Genomic DNA, 18,857 nt, shown 5'->3' on the forward strand with positions numbered 1-18,857 from the left:
GCTGTACTTGTGGGAGCGGCTTTAGCCGCGAACACCGGCGCAGCCGGTGCCATCCACTGCGTCGCCTGCTTCGCGGGCTTGCCCGCTCCCACTGGGACGGCGCAGGTCCGGGCTCACGCTGTACTTGTGGGAGCGGCTTTAGCCGCGAACACCGGCGTAGCCGGTGCCATTCACCGGGTATTCAGCGTTCGCGCATGAAGAACCCGGCAACGAACTTGCGGAAGGTGTCCAGGCTCTTGAAATCGGCGTAGCGCTTGAAGTTCTCGGTGTCCGGCTCAGGCCCGAGCGGTTGCTCCAGCAGCGACACCGACAACACCCGGTCCTGGTCCGAGGTCAGCACCAGTTCATCCATCACCTGGCCGCCGATCACTGGCCGGCGCATTTGCACCTTCACGCCTTTGCTGGCCATCCAGTCGACCAGCGACACCAGCGCCTTGAGCGGCTCGCGTTCTTCCTCGCGGTACACCGGGAACAGGTGGGCGCGGGACAGCACCGGCACGCTGGCGACATGGATCAGTTCGTAGTAATGGCTGCCGGCACTGGTCGGTGAGTACAGCGCCAGGGCCAGCAACGGCCCGGCAGTGCGATTGCCGCCCCAATACAGGTGGTGCCCCTGGAAGTCGAAGCCGTCTTCACTGCGGTTGTTGAACAGCTTGCGCCCTTTGATCTGGTCCACGCAGTCCAGCAGCAAGCCGTGGCGGCGGTGGTTGCCGAACACCGTGGCTTCGCGCAGGCGCGACTTGAGCATCATCATGTGCTTCATGTCCAGGCGGGTTTCCAGGTAATTGCTGGCAGGCACCCGTTCCAGCAGCGGGTAACGGCTGGCAACGCTGCGCAATTCGGCGAACTGACCGGTCAGGTCCTTCTTCAGGTGCGTGGCATACAGGTTGAGACCGCTGGTTTCGATCCAGGTCAGCAGCAACGACAACAGCCGTTGCTGGTCGCGTCGCTCGCTGCCCTCACCGCCGGTGGCACCGCTGCTGGCAGGGAAATCGCCAAGCAGGCGCAACGGGGTGTCGGGCGCGAGCCAGGCGGCCGGTGGCGCAGGGTCGCTGTCACGCTCGGCAGCTTCCCGCTCATCCTTGGTGAACGGGCAGCCGGGGGCGTGCTCGGCGGTGCCCGGGTTGTTCTTGAGGAACAGCGTGCCGGTGTTGCCGTTGAGGGTGACATTGAGCACCGGCAAGGCGTCGCTGCGGCAGTCGCAGGCCAGCCACTGGTTGGCGTTGCGCACCTTCATCAGCAGCTGGTTGGCCTGCAGCAGGCGCGGGCCGGCGAGTGTGCCGCTGGCAAAGCCGACCAGCAGCTCCTCTTCGGCCAACGTAAGGCTGCGCACTTGTGCGGCGGTTTTGTCGATGATTCGCATGAAGCAGCTCCAGGCTACGAGCGCCAAGCTTCAGGCAAAGTCGCGCCGCTTTCAACTCGGCGCTCAGTTACCGCCAAACATCTTCGCGGCGCGGGCGCGAATTTCGTCGGGGGTCAGGTCCTCCTTGTGGGTGGAGACGAACCAGATGTTGCCGAACGGGTCTTTCAGGGTGCCGCTGCGGTCGCCGTAGAACTGGTCGGTCAACGGGTGCAGTTGAGTGCCGCCGGCGGCCAGGGCCTGGGCGTAGACCTTGTCGCAGTCTTCGACGTACAAGTGCAGGCCGACGCCGGCGCCGCTGAGCTTCTGGCTGGCGGTGAGGCCGCCTTCCATGTCGCAGGGGTCGCCAAGCATCAGCGACGAATCGCCGATTTTCAGCTCGGCATGGCCGACGCGCCCGCCCGGGGCATCGAGGCGGAACATCTCGACGGCGCCAAAGGCCTGCTTGTAGAACTCGATGGCCTTGGCGGCATCGTTGATGGCCAGGTAAGGGGTGATGCTGTGCTGGCCTTCTGGGATCGGTTTGACTGCCATGTTCGACGCTCCTGTGCAATGGGCGCCGGTGGCGCCCTGTTGCTTAGAGTCGTTTGCGCGGATGGAAAATCGACAGTGGCGATAGATCGATTCTCTATAAGCGCGGCCCTCAGAAGATGTAGTCGGTGGTCAGGAAGCTCGACTGGCGGTTGCGAATGATCTCGCTGATCAGGTCTTTGTTGGCTTCCTGGAAGCGTGTCGCCACCAGCGTGCGGATGGAGAACACGCGCAGGGCGTCGTGCACCGACAGGGTGCCTTCGGCGCTGTTCTTGCGGCCGTTGAACGGGTAGGTGTCGGGGCCGCGCTGGCACTGGGCGTTGATGTTGATGCGCCCGACCTGGTTGGCGAAGATGTCGACCAGGCTGCCGATGGTCGCCGGGTCGTTGCCGAACAGGCTCAGCTGCTGACCGTAGTCGGAGTCCAGTACATAGTCGATCACCGTCTGCAGGTCGCGGTAGGGCACCACCGGCACCAGCGGGCCGAACTGCTCCTCGTGGTAGACGCGCATGGCAGCCGTTACCGGGTACAGCACGGCCGGGTAGAAGAACGAGCCGCGGCTTTGCCCGCCACCCTGGTTGATCACCCGCGCGCCTTGGCCCGTGGCATCGGCGACCAGGCCGTCGAGGTAGTCGACCTTGCCGGGCTCTGGCAGCGGGGTCAGCGCCACGCCCGGCTCCCACGGCATGCCGGGTTTGAGCGCGGCGAGCTTGCGCTGGAACTTGTCGAGGAAGGTGTCCACCACGTCTTCATGGACGAACAGGATCTTCAGCGCGGTGCAGCGCTGGCCATTGAACGACAGCGCACCGGTGACGGCCTCTTCCACGGCATTGTCCAGGTCCACCTGGGGCAGGACGATGCCCGGGTTCTTGGCATCCAGCCCCAGCGCGGCGCGCAGGCGGTGCGGCCGTGGGTGCAGCTTCTTCAGGTCGCTGGCGGCCTTGTGCGTGCCGATGAAGGCGAACACATCGACCTTGCCGCTGGCCATCAGCGCGCTGACCGTTTCCCGGCCACGCCCGTAGATGACATTGATCACCCCTGGCGGGAAGCTGTCGCGGAACGCTTCGAGCAACGGCCGAATCAGCAGCACGCCGAACTTGGCTGGCTTGAACACCACGGTGTTGCCCATGATCAGCGCCGGAATCAACGTGGTGAAGGTTTCGTTCAGCGGGTAGTTGTAAGGCCCCATGCACAGGGCCACGCCCAGCGGTGCGCGGCGAATCTGGCCCAGGGTGCCCTGTTCCAGCTCGAAGCGGCTGGAGCGGCGGTCGAGGTCCTTGAGCGCGTTGATGGTGTCGACGATGTAGTCGCAGGTGCGGTCGAACTCTTTTTCCGAGTCCTTGAGGTTCTTGCCGATCTCCCACATCAGCAGCTTGACCACGGCCTGGCGCTGTTCACGCATGCGCGCCAGGAAGCGCTCGACATGCTGAATGCGCTCGGCCACGCGCATGTTCGGCCAGGCGCCGCGGCCTTTGTCGTAGGCGTGCACGGCGGCATCGAGGGCGGTGAGCGCGGTGTCGGCATCGAGCAACGGGGCACTGCCCAGCACCACCTGTTGCTCGTCGTCGCCGTGCTTGAGCCAGACCGGGCTGCGCACCGTGGCCAGCGGGCCATCCCAGCGCCTGAGCTCACCGTTCACCAGGTAGTCACGTTGTTCCAGGGGGGCTTCCAGGCGCCAGGTTTCCGGGATGTTCTCGGCGCTGGGGAAGAGTGAATCGAGCAGACGGTCCATGGGTACTGCACCTCACATTGCTGGGCGGGTTTCGAGCCAGGTGAATCGCTTCAGCTGCGAGCATGCACCGGCTGCCGGAAAAACACCAGTCTGGCCCAACCTGGGCTCACGCGCCTGCCTGATGGACAGACAGGCGCGTATTGCAAGGTCAGAGCGGCAGGTTGAACAGGTCGTAGGGCGGGTGCGTCAGCCATTGCTGGCGCAGCGCCGGGTCTGCATCGATCAGCGCCAGGCGCCGCCAGAACTCGGTGCGCGCCTGCTGCGGGCGGGACCGGAACGGTTCAATGTCAAGCAATGCTCTGAGGTCGCGGCGGTACTGCAGCGGCAACCGCTGCCACAGGGCCCTTTCGGCCGGGCCGGTGTGTTCGAAGAACTCCAGATAGTCGCCAGCGCACACCAGCAGGTCCACCTGATGTGCCGCGTTGTAGGCCTCGATCTGCGCGAGCACCGCTGCGCCCAGCCAGTCGCTTTCCAGGCGCAGGGCGTCCGCGACTGGCCGCGGTACGGTGAAATGCTCTGGCAGTTGCTGCAACGGGTTGTCGCCGATGTCGAGAATGAGTGGCTCGAATGCCAGCTCCAGCCCTTGCGGCAGCTCGCTGAGCGTACAGTTGTTCAGAAACAGCGTCCTCAGCTGGGCCAGCCCGCGCAGGTCCGGGGCCTGCAACAGCGGGTTGCCCGACAGGTCGAGCACCACCAGCCCGGCGTAGCGGTTCAGCGTTTGCTGGGCTTGGGCATCCCAGGTAATGCGGTTGCCTTCCAGGTCCAGCCAGGTGAGCTGCTCAGGCCTGCCGACGCGCGGCAGAGTGGCGAACCGGCAGTTGATCAGCAGCAGGCGCTTGAGGTTGGGAAAGCGTTGGTAGAACGCGGCCGGCAACTGGCTCAGCGAACGGTTGTAGCTGAGCGACAGGTGCTGCACATGGGCAAAGTCGTCGGGCAAAGCCAGGCTGGCCAGGGCTTGGTCGTCCAGCTCCAGGCCGGACAGGTCCAGGCTGTGCAAGCGGCCGCCGCCTTCCAGGCCAACGCTCGACAGCCGGCGCCAGGCGTTGATGATCGGGCGGATGGCCAGGTGCCGTTGGTGGGGGCGTTGCGGATCGGGCCGGGCCCACGCCTGCAGGTCGCGGCGCAGGGTGTCCAGACGCTGCTGCAGGTCGCGCAGGCGCTGAGAAGGCGTGCGCAGGTCATCGAGGTACGGGTGGTCCTCGTCGTTGCCGAGCCAGTTTTCGAACTCGAAATCCGTAGCATTCGGGTACAAACGGCGATAGGCCCCGACCAGCGAGCCGTTCAGGTGCGGCTGAGCGGGTTCGGGGTCAAGCGGCCGACCGCCATGCAAGCCGCCCACGGCCTTGCGCAGCGGCACTTGCGGCCCCCAGAGCCGCTGGGCCAATACCTGCCGGTGGGTGTCGACCCAATCCAGCACATGCTGGCGCAGCCCGCTGCCATCGGCTGCCGGGACACCCAGCCTCGCGCGCTGCGCGGGAGGCAGGGCCTGCACGACGGCGCGGCACAGGTCCAGGTCTCGCGGCGCAGGTGCGGGGCGCTCGCCGTGGTCGGCCTCATAGCCTTCGGCCGATTTGATCACCCGCCGTACGCGGCTGGCCTGGTCGCTGCCGACGTGTTCCAGCCGCGGGCCGTCGGGGCTGGCGCCGCGCAGTTCGAGGCGCAGCTCCGCAGGCCAGCCGGGCATGGCATCCAGCGCACTGAACAGCAGGCGTTCACTGTCGCTGCTGGCCCGGGCCGGCTGCAACAGCCCTTCCAGCGCGCGCACCAGCGGCAGGTCGCTGTGCAGCTGTTCCAGCACCTGACGAACCGGCCCGGGCAACTGACCCTGCTGTTGCCAGGCGAGCGACTCGGCTTCGCTCAGCGGCGCCAGCACACGCCTGGCCAAGGCCGGGGACAGGCGCGGGTAGGCATCGAGCAGTCGCTGCGTTGCCGGGGTAACGGGCGCGCTGCCGTTGTAGAGCCGCTTGAACAGGCCTGGCGGCGCTTGGTCAGCCAACGCCTGCACTTGGGATTGCACCGCCATGCGTTGCAGGGCGTCGAGCAACAGCGGCGGCGTTGGCTGGCCTTCCAGGTGCACCCGGCGCAAGCGCGCGGCGTCGATGCCACACAGGCGGCCAGCCTGCGTCAATTGCTCAGGCGTGAATGTGCCGTAGGCCTCGCCGAGACGGCGCGCCAGCTTGACGAAGGGCCACTGGCCCGGTAGTTCGTGCTGGCCGCGCCAGGCGCCTTGGGCATTGTGTGTCAGCGGTGGTTGCCAGGCATCGGCGGTGTCGGGGTGCACGATACGCCACTGTTGCAGGTCGCTGTCGAAGCGTTGTTCGAACAGGTGGCCCTCCATGCGGATGAAATGCCGGCCCTCGTAGGTATATTGGCCAAGCGCATTGGGCTGAAGGTTTTCGGGCAGCTCCACGCTACTGCGATAAGGCCGCAGGTCTTCGTTCCACAGCCGGTAACGCCCGTCGTCGCCGGGTACGGGCTGCAGGTTCTCCATCAATGGGCTGTTGAACAGCCTGGGCAGCACTTTGCCCGCCGCCACGAAGCCGCCGATCAGCGCCAGGTTCAGGCCGATCGCCTCCAGGTGGCGCAGGGCCAGGTGACGGTCGCCTTCCTGCCAGGCCTCATAGCCCTCGAACGCCTCGCCGAGCAACTGGCAGGCGGTCACGGCGAGCATCAGGGTGCCGGCACCCGGGATGAAGAACGCGGCGATGTTCAGTGCATCCAGGCCAAGGTTTTCCCATTCCTCCAGGCGCCTGGCCCGTGCCTCGGCATCGGCCGTCGCGGTCGGTACCGCCAGCAGGCTGGCTTCATGCTTGAGGCGGGCCAGGTGCAGGTCCTGATAGTGGCCGAACGGCTCTGCCGTGATCGCCAGGCGCGTGGGCCGCAGGTCGGCGTGCGCGGCGCGCTGCCAAGGGCGGTCGTAGGGCGTGTTGCCGGTGGCGTCGAGGTTCTGCTGCAGCAGGTCGAGGAAGTGCGCCCGCTGGTCCTGCCTGATGTAGGCCGCGAAGGCCTGGCGCGCCTGGGGTTCCAGCAGCAGGCTGGCCAGCGCGTCGTGCACCGCGTCCAGGTTGTCGCACTGGCGCAGGGCCGGGTCGTGGCCGGGCAGGTACAGCGCCAGCCCCGCGCTGTCGGCATCGATCAGCATGACTTCGTGCAGCGGCGTGCCGAACAGCGCCAGTTGCCAGCAGTTTACCTTGCCACCTTGCAACAGCCGCTCGAGCTGATCGCGCGTGCTGCCGTCCAGCAGATGGCGCAGGTAGGCAAGGTCGGCGGCCAGGCGCAGGCGGTGTTTCTGCACCTGGATGGCCAAGGCCCGGCTGCCGGGGTGGGCGAAGTGGTGTTCGAGGTGGGCCTGGTAAGCGCCGCCCAGGTCCAGTTCGCGACACAGCGTGGCGAAAGCGGCCGGTGCCAGAGGCAGGCGCTTCACCCGGTAGCGCTCCGACGTCAGCGGAAAGTGCGCCACTGGCACCTGCATGCCAATAGGCGCCGAGCCTTGTACCCCAAAGCGGGTTACCGCGATGTCGTGGCTCAGGGCAATGGCGCTTTCAGGCGCGAATACCTCGTCGTCGGCAAAGTTCTGCAAGGCGGCCTGCAGCAAGTTGTCGCGACGATGGCGGTAGAGATGGCGCAGGCCAATCCAGTGCCAGTCGCGTTCGACCCGCAGCAGTTCGGTGGCGCGCAATGGCGCGTGAAAGCCGTGTTCGGCAAGACCAGCTTGCAGCAACGGTTCGGCGAATTCGCTGATCTGTTTCAACCCCTTGAGTGACCGGGCCAAGGCTGCTTGCGCCTGCGTCAGCCGCGCCTGGCTGGCGTGCACCGCCTGGCGCAGGTCGGGCGCCGCATTGGCGAACCAGTCCTGCGTCTGCCAGGGTGCGACCTGGGTTTGCCGCAATGCGGCCCACTGCTGCGGGGTTGCCTGGTGGGCCCATTGCGGCAGTTGTGCCGCGAGCAGGGGTTGGTGGGGGTTGGCTGGCATGACGATGCTCCTTTATAGGCAAAGGCGGCATCAAACGGCATTTATCGATAGCCAAGTGGTAACCGAATAACACGGCTTGGTTAGTTGATAAATAAAACCCACGTAGTCGAATTGACCGGGCGGAAAATTTGGCGCCATGAAACGTTGGCGAACTTCGAACAATTTCAGGAAATGCAATCAAAGTGCCACTTGCTTAGGCATTGGCGCGCACCTTAAATTGATATTTGTCAGGCAACGCACCTGACGCGCTGGCTAATAAATATTGACATCTAGCTACTTTGCTCGAATTGCTGTCCTTTCCCGGTAGACCATGGCCAACATCGAAGGACCTGGGACGAAGAAATGAAAGCGACCTTGACGGCAGCGGCGCGAACACTCGTTTCGCCCTCCATGCGCTATGAAATCAGGCACCTGGCCAGCAAGGTACGCGAACTGTTGGCGCGGGCCTGTTTCTGGCGCTGGGAAGTGGCCAGGTTCCGCTTGCAGCAGGAAAGCCCCTACGAAATTGTCTATATCGGCCGCAGGCAGCAACGGGAAATGGCCAAGCTGTTGATCGCCGGCAAGGGCCCGGGCAGCGCTGCGATCATTGATAGCGCCAGCGCGACGGCGGCAGCCAAGCATGTGGTGGTGGTCAGCGAAATGCCCTCGGCGGGGGCCTTGTCGGTGCCGCACTACCTGAGCGCGGTGGTGCCGCTGGGGCGCTCGCTGGAAGATATCACGGCGCGCTACGACAGCGAGTTGCGCCGCAGCATCCGCAAGCACCGCCCGCTGTACCAGATGCGCCTGGCCCGTTCGGACGACGAAATCGCCATGGCCGACCGCGACCTGCTGCGCCCCTATGCCAGCGCCAGGCAGGGGATCCATGCGGCTCAGTTTCCCAGCGCAGAAGTGTTTCGCATCGCCAAGGGCGTCGGTCGGCTCGACCTGATCACCTTGGGCGATGAAGTGATCGGTTGCCACCTGGGCTGTGAAGTGGTACGCGGTGGCAAGCGTTACTGGAGCACGTTGCGTTTCGGCTATTGCCAGGCGGTATTCAGCGACGCGCGCCGGCTGCGCGAGGTCAACTCGATCACCACCTTCATGGCCCTGGAATGGGCCCTGGAGCAGGGCTTCGATTATTACGACATCGGCCTGTGCCTGGCGCGCCCGGATGACGGTTTGCTGAAATGGAAGCGCCGTCGTGGCGGCGATATCGACGCGCTGGGTAACCATGCCTATCTGTTTGTCCGCCTGCCCAGGACCGGTACGGCGAAGTTCCTCTGGGACACGCCGATGTTCGCGGTAGAAGGCGACAAGCTCACGCTGCATCTGGGCTTGCCCGAGGGGCCGAGCGACGATGAGGTGGCCAGCCGTTACCAGGAAATGGTGTTCGGCGGCCTGCACAAGATCTATTGCTATGGCGGTAGCCGCGCGGGCGAATCTTTCCTGGAAAACTTGCGCCAGCGTTACGCCAACCTGCAATCACCGCCGACCCTGGAACGGGTCATGTGCAACTGAGCGGACGCCAGGGAGGCATTGATCTGGCGCCTTGCGCCAGGTTTTGGGCCTTGTCATCAAGGGAGGACGCTTCATGGGCAGCGACATCTCGCAGTTCAGCGCATCGCCCGCCACCCGCCAGCACACCTGGACGCTGGCCGCCTACCGGCACATGCTGCGCAAACGGCTGTACCGCGACAGCCTGATCGACCTCAAGAGCCTCGCCACCTGCAGCTGGGACATTGCCCGCGGCGAAAGCACGGTCTCGCCCGCGGCGTTCTACCTGCCGGGCCAGTTGCAGCGGGTGACAGGCTGGGAGGGTAAGCGCTTCTACCCATACGTGCACCCGGCGCGCACCATGGAGGGCGGCATCAGCACCCAGCAAGGCAGCACCCGTGGCTATCTGATCAAGGATGTGTGGCTGGTGGACGGGGCGCTGTACAAGGGCAAGGCCAGCCATTGGCTGTCGCTCAAGCCTGGCCGGTTTCCCGGCATCGTCGTGGACAGCGAAATCGACCGTGCGGCGATCTATTGCACGCAAAACGGCAATTCGTGGTTCGGCACCTGGCTGATGGAGGATTGCCCAACCTATGCGCTGGCCTGTGACGAAGGCATACCGGTGACCACTGCGCCCTCGAGCAGATACCCGCTGTTCACCCAGGGCCCGGCGTATGAGGACTGGCTGGGCATGAAGCCGTTGCGCCTGCGCAGTGCGTTTTTCCGTGAACTGGTGTTGTTCGATGACCAGGCCAACAACCGCAACCGGCACGACCGTTACCGGGCCATGGGCGACAAGCTGCTGTCGCATGTGCGGCATGCCCCGCACCCCGGGGTGTTCCTGCTGCGTGGCGGTGACGGCGACCTGCGCCTGCTGCGCAACGAGCTGGCGCTGGCCGAGCACTTGCGCGCCAGCCGCGGCTTTCGCATCGTCAACCCGCTGAAGTCCGATGTGCCGAGTATCGTCGCAGCCTGCGCCGGGGCGAAGGTGGTCATCGGCGTGGAGGGTAGCCAGCTGGTGCACGGGGTCAATGTGCTGCAGGCCGGCGGTTGCCTGCTGACACTGCAGCCGCCCAACCGTTTTGTCAGCTACTACAAGTACCTGACCGATCGTGACCAGCAGCACTTCGGCTTTGTCGTAGGCACGCCGCAAGGCGAGGGTTTCACCATCGATATCGATGAGGTGGAACGGACGCTGGACCTGTTCCCGCGATAACTGTGTAGTATCCGCAGGCAATGGCGGCGGCGAGCGGGGCGAAGGATGATCGAGGTATCACGGTTCTGGCGCGACCCGGCGTTGCCTTTCGTCGAAGCCCGGCGGGTAGGGGACGGGCGCCAGGTGTGTTATGCCGCGCATTCCCACGAGAGCTTTTCCATCGGCGTGATCACCGGCGGGCGCAGCACCTATCTGTGCGGTGAGCAGCGTATCGAGGTAACGGCCGGCACCACGGTGCTGATGAACCCGGGCGTTGTGCATGCCTGCAACCCCATCGCAGGCGAACCGTGGTCCTACCTGATGATGTTCGTCGATATGCCCTGGTTGCAGACGTTGGGGTTTGCCTTGCCGCCGCAGGCTTGCAGTACCTCGCCGGTGTTGTACCGCTGCCTGTTGCAAGCTTTCGCTGACCTGTTCGACGCCAGTGTGCCTGACCGGGAAGGCCGGCTGGCGAAACTGTTCGCTGCGCTGCCTGCGTTGCTTGGCGGGACCGCAGGCGCGCAAGACCAGGGCCACCCGCGCCTGGACGCGGCGGCAGCCTTCATCCGCGCCCATCGTAGCGACCCGCTGAGCCTGGAAGACATCTGCGCGGCCTGCGGCCTGTCGCGTTCCTACCTGATCCGTGCGTTTCGCCAACGTTTTGGCCTGACGCCGCATGGCTACCTGCTTGATCAGCGCGTGCAACTGGCCAGGGCGCAGCTACGCCAGGGCCTGGCGATTGCTGAGGTTGCGCAGGCCGCCGGGTTTGCCGACCAGGCGCATTTGCAGCGCGCTTTCAAGCAGCACCTGGCGGCGACACCGGGGCATTACCGCACGGCAGCCAAATGTTAAAGCTGGCGCGCGATTCCTGTGGGAGCGGTGCCCGCGAACACGGGCGAAGCCCGTGCCAACCAGCGCGTCGCCTGCTTCGCGGGCTTGCCCGCTCCCACAGGTGATGCGCAGGTCTTGATGACAATGCAGCATGCCTCAAACGACCAGGTAGACCGCGCTGCCCACGAGCAATAGCGCCAAGCCACGATTCAGCAGGCGCAAGTGCCTCGGGTTACCCAGGTGCTGACGGATCATGCTCCCGGCCCACGCCCAGCTGGCCACCGAGATGAAACAGATCGGCCCGTAGATCCAGGCGAACAGCCACAACAGCTGTTGTTCACCACCGGTGTAGGCGCCAACCCCGGCTACTGCTGCCAGCCAGGCCTTGGGGTTGAGCCACTGCATCGCCGCGCCGTGCCAGGCCGACGGGGCCTGGGCAGGATGTGCGCTGCCAAGCTGGCCATCGTCGCTGGCCAGCTTCCAGGCCATGTACAGCAGAAACGCCACGCCGCCCCAGTGCAACAGCAAGCCCAGCAACGGCCAGCGCAGCAGCAGCTGTTGCAGGCCGAGCCCGACCAGCACCAGCAACAGGCAGAAACCCAGCGTGGCGCCAGCCACATGCGCCAGGCTGGCACGCAGGCCATGGCGGGCACCACTGCCCAGCGCGACGATGTTGACCGGGCCGGGGGAGATCGAGGCCGCCAGTGCGAAAGCGGCCATGGACAGGGACAGGCTCATGAGGGGCATCCGTGTGGTTGAGAGTGGCTGCATGCTCGGGCATCGGCAGCCGGCGGTATTGAATAAAAGTACCCACCTCCTGGGTAATGCCAGTCAGTTAAGGTTTCTACAGGCTTTACTGGGGCTGCTTTGCAGCCCATCGCCGGCAAGCCAGCTCCCACAGGTTTCAGCGCAAGCCCGAGGCATACGCAGCCCATGTGGGAGCGGGCAAGCCCGCGAAGCAGACGATGTGGTGGGCACCGGCTGCGCCGGTGTTCGCGGCTAAAGCCGCTCCCACAGGTTTCAGCGCAAGCCCGAGGCCTACGCAGCCCCATGTGGGAGCGGGTTCACCCGCGAAGCAGGCGACGCGAGGGATGGCACCGGCTGCGCCGGTGTTCGCGGCCACGGCCGCTCCCACAGGGATCGCGCCAGTTTTTGGAAATTGATCAAGACAGTTGCTCCCACAGGACCACGTAACTCTTGAGGTCTGCGCTGTACCTGTGGGAGCCGGGTCAGCGGTGACCGGTACAGGTTTTGTAATAGTTTCGCGCTATCTGGGAAACCTGCCCTGCCTGTAGCATCGTCTTCCCATTTTGTTATCAAGGTCCCTAATGAGCACCTTCGCGGAGCCCCCCAGTCCCTGGCCATCTTGGCCGTCCTTCCCGCGTCATCATGACGCTTTCCTGGTGAGTACCTGCTAATGGAATGGCTAGCTGACCCCACGGCCTGGCTGGGCCTGTTGACGCTTATCGTCCTCGAGCTGGTGCTGGGTATCGACAACCTGGTGTTCATCGCCATTCTCGCCGACAAGCTGCCGCCGCATCAGCGCGACCGCGCGCGGGTCATCGGCCTGAGCCTGGCGCTGATCATGCGCCTTGGCCTGTTGGCCAGTATCTCGTGGATGGTCACGCTCACTGCGCCGCTGTTCGAGGTGTTCGACAAGAGCTTCTCGGGCCGTGACCTGATCATGCTGTTCGGTGGAGTGTTCCTGCTGTTCAAGGCCACCATGGAGCTGCACGAGCGCCTCGAAGGCCATGTGACCCAGGCCAGCGGCGCAGTGCGCCACGCTGCGTTCTGGCCGATCGTGGCGCAGATCGTGGTGCTGGATGCGGTGTTCTCGCTGGACGCGGTGATCACTGCGGTGGGCATGGTCGAACATTTGTCGGTGATGATGATCGCGGTGATCTTCTCGATCGGCATCATGATCGTGGCCAGCAAGCCGCTGACCCGCTTCGTCAACGCACACCCGACAGTGATCATGCTGTGCCTGGGCTTCCTGATGATGATCGGCTTCAGCCTCACGGCCGAAGGCCTGGGCTTCCATATTCCGAAAGGCTACCTGTACGCGGCCATCGGCTTCTCGATCCTGATCGAGCTGTTCAACCAGTTGGCCCGTGCCCGTCGCAAGCGCAGCCTGCAACAGCACCGGCCGCTGCGCGAGCGCACTGCGCATGCGGTGTTACGCCTGTTGGGCGGCCGCCGGGTCGAGGCCGACGAGGTGGGCGAGGAAATCGCCGACCTGGTCGAAGGTGGCGAGGAGCAGGTGTTGTTCGACCGCCGCGAGCGGGTGATGATCAGCGGCGTGCTCAACCTCGCCGAACGGCCGATCCGCACGGTGATGACCGCCCGCGCCGAGGTCGATGTGGTCGACCTGGCGCAGCCGGCCGAGGTCATTGCCCAGGCGCTGGCCAACTCGCCGTACTCGCGACTGCCGCTGATCCGCGGTGGCCGAGTGGAAGAGCCGTTGGGCTTCGTGCACAAGAAGGAGCTGTTCAAGGAACTGCTCGCCGGCAGCCAGCCGGACCTTGAAGGCATGGCCCGCGCACCGTTGAACCTGCTGGAGAGCTTCAGCATCCTCAACGCCCTGGAACAGATGCGCGGGCAGTCGACGCACATCGCCTTCGTGGTCAACGAATTCGGTGATTTCACCGGCCTGCTGACCATGACCGACATCCTCGAGTCGATTGCCGGCGAGCTGCCGGATGCCAGCGAGGTCGAAGGCCCCGGTATCGTCCAGGACGGCGAAGGTTTTGTCGTCAGTGGTGCACTGAACCTGAGCCAGGTGCAGGCGGGTACCGGCTTCAGTGCGCGGGCTACCGAGGATTACCAGACCCTCGCGGGCCTGGTGATGAGCCTGCTCGACCGCCTGCCGATGGTCGGTGACCGCTTGGCCTGGAATGGCTGGACGCTGACCGTGGAAGCGGTGGAAGAGCGGCGGGTGCGCCAGGTTCGGCTTATACCGAACGGCGACGTTGACGCAGCAGGTGCTTGAAACCCTCGAGCACCAGCACCAGCACGGCGGCCCAGATCGGCAGGTAGGTCAACCACTGATCCGGGCCGATGGTTTCGCCCAGCAGCAGCGCCACGCCCACCAGCAGTACCGGCTCGACGTAGCTGAGCAGGCCGAACAGGCTGAAGGGCAGCAAGCGGCTGGCCAGCACGTAGGCGATCAGGGCCGAAGCGCTGATCGCGCCGAGCACCGGGATCAACCCATACAGCCCGGGGTATGCCTGTAGGTCGGCAGTGGAAAGCGGGCCCTGGATCACGAAATACAGCGCCCACGGCAGCAGCAGGCACATGTCGCACCACAGGCCGCCGAGGTGGTCGGTGCGGCAGCGCCGGCGCAACACGAAGTAGATCGGGTAGCCGATCGTCACTACCAGGGTTTCCCAGGCGAAACTGCCGTGCTGATACAGCTCGTGGCCCACGCCCAGCGCGGCGCAGGTCACGGCCACCTTCTGCAGGCGTGACAGGCGCTCGCCATACACCAGGCGCCCGGTCAGGACCATGGCCAGCGGCAGCAGGAAATAACCCATCGACACTTCCAGGCTGCGCCCGTGCAGCGGCGCCCAGAGGAACAGCCACAACTGTACGCCCATCAGCCACGAGGTGCCGACCATGCCCAACGCCAGCAGCGGCGTGCGCCTGACCCGGGCGAGCAGTTCACCCACGCGTTTCCAGTCTTTCGAGACAAGCATGAACAGGGTCAGGCAGGGCAGCGTCAACAGGGTGCGCCAGCCAAAGATCTCTTCGCCGTCGAGTGGCGTGAGCAGGGAGGTATAGAAGTACATCACGGCGAACAGACAGGACGCCATGACCGACGAAAGAATGCCTTTTGACACGAATGCCTCGAATAGGGAGTTGAGCGGGCGATCAGCCGCGCATGATCTCAGGGGGCGCGGTTTGCGGCAACCGCGATGCGGTCGGGCGCGCGACCAGCGCTTCGAGAAAGCGCTCGGCCGGCATCGGCCTGGCGAACAGGTAACCCTGCTGGAAGTCGACCTCATGGCGGGCCAGGTAGTCGCGCTGGGCTTCGGTTTCGACGCCTTCGGCAACGATGCCCAGGCCCAGCTTGGCCGACAGCTCGATGATGGTTTCGAGGATATGCACCGACAGCGCGTCGGCACCGATCATGGCGACGAAGCTCTGGTCGATCTTCAGGTAATCGACCTTGAACTGGCGCAGGTAGTTGAGGCTCGACTGGCCGGTGCCGAAGTCGTCCAGGGCGATTTTCACGCCCATGGCATCCAGCTTCTCGAACAGTTCCAGGGCCACTGGCGTGGCCTCGATCAGCTTGCGCTCGGTCAGCTCCAGGGTCAGTACCACCCGGCCCGGCGGGAAGTGCTGCAGGAAGGTGCGGCAGTCATCCAGCAGGTTGAAGTCGCGGCAGTGGTCGGCGGTGATGTTGACGCCGACATGGAAGCCGTCCTCCAGCAGCCCGGCATACGGCGCCAGGCTCTGCGCGGTGTGCATCATCAGCGCGCGGGTCATGGCGACGATCTGCCCACTGTGTTCGGCGTAGGGAATGAACAGGTCGGGGCGTACCAGGCCCTCGCGCGGGTGGTTCCAGCGCATCAGCACCTCGACGCCGGCCCAGCGGTAGTCGCCCTTGCGCACCACCGGCTGGAAATACGGCAGGAACTCGTCGGCCTCCAGGGCGCGGCGCAGTTCGGCGCGCGGTGAGGTGGCACGGCGAATCTGCCAGCGGCACACCAGCGCGGCCACCGCGCCCAGTACCAGCAGCAGCGCGAACAGGGCAGGGTAGTGGCTGCGCCACAGCTGGCCCTGCTGGTCGGCGCCATAGCCGCCATGCACGCTGAATGGGTAACGGGTCGAGCCCAGCAGCACATTGGCTTTGGCCGCGGCGGGCGGCACGCCCTGGTGGACGATGCCATCCTTGCCAAGCCAGGCGTCGCCAACGCGGATCTGCAGTTCTTCGGCCGGGCCGATCAGGCGCAGTGCGGTCAGCAGATGGTCGCCATCCACCGTGCTGATCGCGCCGCGGTCACCGTCGCTGGCCCGATACACCAGCAACGCGTGGCCCGGGGTGACCGAATTGCCGTCCATCAGCCACAGCTTGCCGTCGGTATAGTCGGCGGGGTTGACGGGCTCGTCGAACGCGCCGAACAACGAGCTGCAATACAGGGTGTGGTGGCGGAACAGGTTGGTCGAGCGTACGAAGGCGTTGCGCGTAACCTCGGCGCGCAGGGCCAGCTGGGCCTGCTCGCACGGGCTGCCGGCAAGCGGCAGCAGGGTATGGGCGGCGCTGGACAGGTTGTCGAGGATGCGTTCGACATGCTCCACCACCTGGCGGCTGGTGGCCTGGCTGCTGGCCTGCATTTCGCGCTGAATCTGCCAGTTCATCACGGCCAGGCCGCACACCACCGGCAGCGCACCGACGGCCCAGGGCAGCAGGGTGCGCCAGCTGAGGCCGGCGCGGCGTTTGACGGTAAGCGGCATGCTGCTCAGACTTATATGAAGGTAACGAGAGGATAGCTGTTTGGCGCAACGCGTGAACAACTAAAAGCGCGACAAACTATTTTACGCAATGTAGAATCGATTTACGAATACAACAATAAGGTCCTTCAATGCCGAGGGATCAAGCCCGCCGAGAATGGTCCATATGACATACCATGGGTTCAAGCTGATCATGGGCGACTTCCTCGCCCGTAGCGTGCGGGGCATCCCCTGCTCACCGCCATTTCCGTGCCACATCCCACGCAATCATTAATTTTCGCTGCAGATGAGGACACGAACATGGCTGATATCTTTGACAATCCAATGGGCCTGATGGGCTTCGAATTCATCGAACTGGCTTCGCCGACCCCCGGCGTACTCGAGCCGGTGTTCCAGATGCTGGGCTTCACCAAGGTGGCTACCCACCGTTCCAAGGATGTGCACCTGTATCGCCAGGGCGACATCAACCTGATTCTGAACAACGAACCCAAGAGCATCGCCTCGTACTTCGCCGCCGAACACGGCCCGTCGGTGTGTGGCATGGCGTTCCGTGTGCGCAATGCCCATGAAGCCTATGCGCGTGCCCTGGAGCTGGGTGCGCAGCCGGTGGAAATCGAAACCGGCCCGATGGAGCTGCGCCTGCCGGCGATCAAGGGTATCGGCGGTGCGCCGCTGTACCTGATCGACCGCTTCGAAGAAGGCAGCTCGATCTACGATATCGACTTCAAGTTCATCGAAGGCGTTGATCGCCACCCGGTGGGTGCCGGCCTGAAGCTCATCGATCACCTCACTCACAACGTCTATCGTGGGCGCATGTCGTACTGGGCGGGCTTCTACGAGAAGCTGTTCAACTTCCGCGAAATCCGCTACTTCGACATCAAGGGTGAGTACACCGGCCTGACTTCGCGTGCCATGACCGCACCCGATGGCATGATCCGCATCCCGCTGAACGAAGAATCGTCCAAGGGCTCGGGGCAGATCGAAGAGTTCCTGATGCAGTTCAACGGTGAAGGCATTCAGCACGTGGCCTTCCTGACCGATGACCTGCTCAAGACCTGGGACGCCCTCAAAGGCTTCGGCATGCGTTTCATGACCGCACCGCCGCAAACCTACTACGAAATGCTCGAAGAGCGCCTGCCAGGTCACGGCGAGCCGGTAGACCAGCTGCAGCCCCGTGGCATCCTGCTGGATGGCGCCTCGGAGCCTGGCGACAAGCGCCTGCTGCTGCAGATTTTCTCCGAAACCCTGCTGGGCCCGGTGTTCTTCGAATTCATCCAGCGCAAGGGTGATGACGGCTTTGGCGAAGGCAACTTCAAGGCCCTGTTCGAGTCCATCGAGCGGGACCAGGTGCGCCGTGGTGTGCTGAGCACCGACTGAGCCTTGGGGGCCGCCGTCACGATGCGCTGACGGCGGTTTCAACCCCTCTTTCTGCGCCCCGAGACGGTCAGCCCCAGGAACATGATGACCATACTGACCACCGCGACCAGTACCAGCGATGGCAGTACCTGATGCAGGGATAGGCGGAACTCCTTGGCGGTGTACCCTTTGGCGTAGCCGCCGATCACCACGTAGCCGTATTTCCCGGACGCTGCGCGCTCGGTGAATTCGACCTGGGAGGGCCGTTGTGCGTCGCGGCTGTCCCCCTCGCTCCAGATATACAAGTCGTTGAATTCCAGTAGCAACGTCAGGCCGTCCTGGAAAGCACGCAGTTCGTCACGCAGCGGCCGACCGTACGCGGTTGCAATTACCCCGGGGTCGTTTTGCGGTCTCTGGATCTTGATGATCGCTGCGTTAGGCGACGACGGAGCGTCGAATGCCAGCTCCGTCTGCCGTGCGGACTGCGAGAAAGCCGAGTTATAGGCCAGAGGGTCCATATCGGTCGTACAATAGGCTTGTCGGTCGCGGGTGAGCACCAGCGAACGAAGATGCGGACTGTTGGCCACTCGCTGCTCCAGCGCATCGAACACTTCGACACAGGGTTGGCCTGCCAAGGGCTGGATCATTTCCAGGTCGGCCTCCATGCGGCCTATTGCCTGGTCGATGCTGAACACTGCCTCCTGAACAGAAACCTTGGCGTTCTCCTCAAGTTTTCTCCCCAGCTGATAATCCATCATCATTAACCCGGATAGCACTGGAGTTAGGCCGATGGCCAGTGTCAACAGTAAATTCCGCCAGTTAGTGCCAAGGGTGGGTACTTCTGCCATAGGACCGCCGCTCCGTTGAAACTTGCTGTTCGGGTTGAACAGGTGAGCGCTGATGCTATGAACTCGATGACGCGTCGGCTGTAAGCCATGCGTGGTGCAACATT

At 64.5% G+C, this 18,857-nt stretch carries 13 protein-coding genes; 5 read left to right on the top strand and 8 right to left on the bottom strand.

Annotated features, from left to right (window positions below; genetic code table 11):
- Positions 1 to 181: 181 nt before the first annotated feature.
- The 4 genes from C6A77_RS10435 to C6A77_RS10450 all read right to left on the bottom strand — a co-directional run bounded on the left by C6A77_RS10435 (position 182) and on the right by C6A77_RS10450 (position 7,596).
- The gene (locus C6A77_RS10435; protein WP_114169401.1) at positions 182 to 1,363 is read right to left on the bottom strand and encodes a hypothetical protein; all 1,182 of its coding nucleotides are present in this window, start codon (positions 1,361 to 1,363) and stop codon (positions 182 to 184) included.
- A gap of 63 nt (positions 1,364 to 1,426) precedes the next feature.
- Entirely contained in the window at positions 1,427 to 1,894 is a 468-nt protein-coding gene (locus C6A77_RS10440; protein WP_012272133.1) for a VOC family protein, read from the bottom strand.
- A gap of 109 nt (positions 1,895 to 2,003) precedes the next feature.
- Entirely contained in the window at positions 2,004 to 3,623 is a 1,620-nt protein-coding gene (locus C6A77_RS10445; RefSeq protein WP_114169402.1) for an NADP-dependent glyceraldehyde-3-phosphate dehydrogenase, read from the bottom strand.
- Between the two features lie 148 nt (positions 3,624 to 3,771).
- Positions 3,772 to 7,596: a leucine-rich repeat domain-containing protein gene (locus tag C6A77_RS10450; protein WP_114169403.1), complete on the bottom strand. Its 3,825-nt coding sequence runs from the start codon at positions 7,594 to 7,596 to the stop codon at positions 3,772 to 3,774.
- A 342-nt stretch (positions 7,597 to 7,938) separates the two neighbouring features.
- Here C6A77_RS10450 and C6A77_RS10455 point away from each other — a divergent pair, with 342 nt between their 5' ends.
- From C6A77_RS10455 to C6A77_RS10465, 3 genes are all read left to right on the top strand, one after another.
- Complete coding sequence (locus tag C6A77_RS10455) at positions 7,939 to 9,093, top strand: hypothetical protein (RefSeq protein WP_114169404.1); 1,155 nt, start codon at positions 7,939 to 7,941, stop codon at positions 9,091 to 9,093.
- A gap of 73 nt (positions 9,094 to 9,166) precedes the next feature.
- Entirely contained in the window at positions 9,167 to 10,285 is a 1,119-nt protein-coding gene (locus C6A77_RS10460; RefSeq protein ID WP_114169405.1) for a glycosyltransferase family 61 protein, read from the top strand.
- A gap of 45 nt (positions 10,286 to 10,330) precedes the next feature.
- The gene (locus C6A77_RS10465; RefSeq protein ID WP_114169406.1) at positions 10,331 to 11,116 is read left to right on the top strand and encodes an AraC family transcriptional regulator; all 786 of its coding nucleotides are present in this window, start codon (positions 10,331 to 10,333) and stop codon (positions 11,114 to 11,116) included.
- A gap of 135 nt (positions 11,117 to 11,251) precedes the next feature.
- Here C6A77_RS10465 and C6A77_RS10475 read toward each other — a convergent pair whose 3' ends face one another.
- A complete protein-coding gene (locus C6A77_RS10475) occupies positions 11,252 to 11,833 on the bottom strand; it encodes a LysE family transporter (protein ID WP_114169407.1) in 582 nt (193 codons plus the stop codon).
- A 679-nt stretch (positions 11,834 to 12,512) separates the two neighbouring features.
- Here C6A77_RS10475 and C6A77_RS10485 point away from each other — a divergent pair.
- The gene (locus C6A77_RS10485) at positions 12,513 to 14,084 is read left to right on the top strand and encodes a TerC family protein (RefSeq protein WP_114169408.1); all 1,572 of its coding nucleotides are present in this window, start codon (positions 12,513 to 12,515) and stop codon (positions 14,082 to 14,084) included.
- On the opposite strand, the gene rarD is transcribed toward C6A77_RS10485, so the two are convergent.
- Both rarD and C6A77_RS10495 read right to left on the bottom strand, forming a co-directional pair.
- A complete protein-coding gene (gene rarD / locus C6A77_RS10490) occupies positions 14,047 to 14,934 on the bottom strand; it encodes an EamA family transporter RarD (RefSeq protein WP_114169409.1) in 888 nt (295 codons plus the stop codon). The genes C6A77_RS10485 and rarD overlap by 38 nt on opposite strands.
- Positions 14,935 to 14,965: 31 nt before the next feature.
- A complete protein-coding gene (locus C6A77_RS10495) occupies positions 14,966 to 16,552 on the bottom strand; it encodes an EAL domain-containing protein (protein WP_114169410.1) in 1,587 nt (528 codons plus the stop codon).
- 297 nt (positions 16,553 to 16,849) lie between these two features.
- On the opposite strand from C6A77_RS10495, the gene hppD reads away from it, so the two are divergent.
- Positions 16,850 to 17,926, top strand: coding sequence for a 4-hydroxyphenylpyruvate dioxygenase (hppD, locus tag C6A77_RS10500; RefSeq protein WP_114169411.1), 1,077 nt, complete (start codon positions 16,850 to 16,852; stop codon positions 17,924 to 17,926).
- 38 nt (positions 17,927 to 17,964) lie between these two features.
- Here hppD and C6A77_RS10505 read toward each other — a convergent pair whose 3' ends face one another.
- On the bottom strand, positions 17,965 to 18,753 hold the full coding sequence (locus C6A77_RS10505; protein WP_114169412.1) for a CSS-motif domain-containing protein: 789 nt from the start codon (positions 18,751 to 18,753) through the stop codon (positions 17,965 to 17,967).
- Positions 18,754 to 18,857: the final 104 nt, after the last annotated feature.

Origin of the sequence: Pseudomonas sp. AFG_SD02_1510_Pfu_092 (assembly GCF_003331055.1) — a bacterium.
GTDB lineage: Bacteria > Pseudomonadota > Gammaproteobacteria > Pseudomonadales > Pseudomonadaceae > Aquipseudomonas.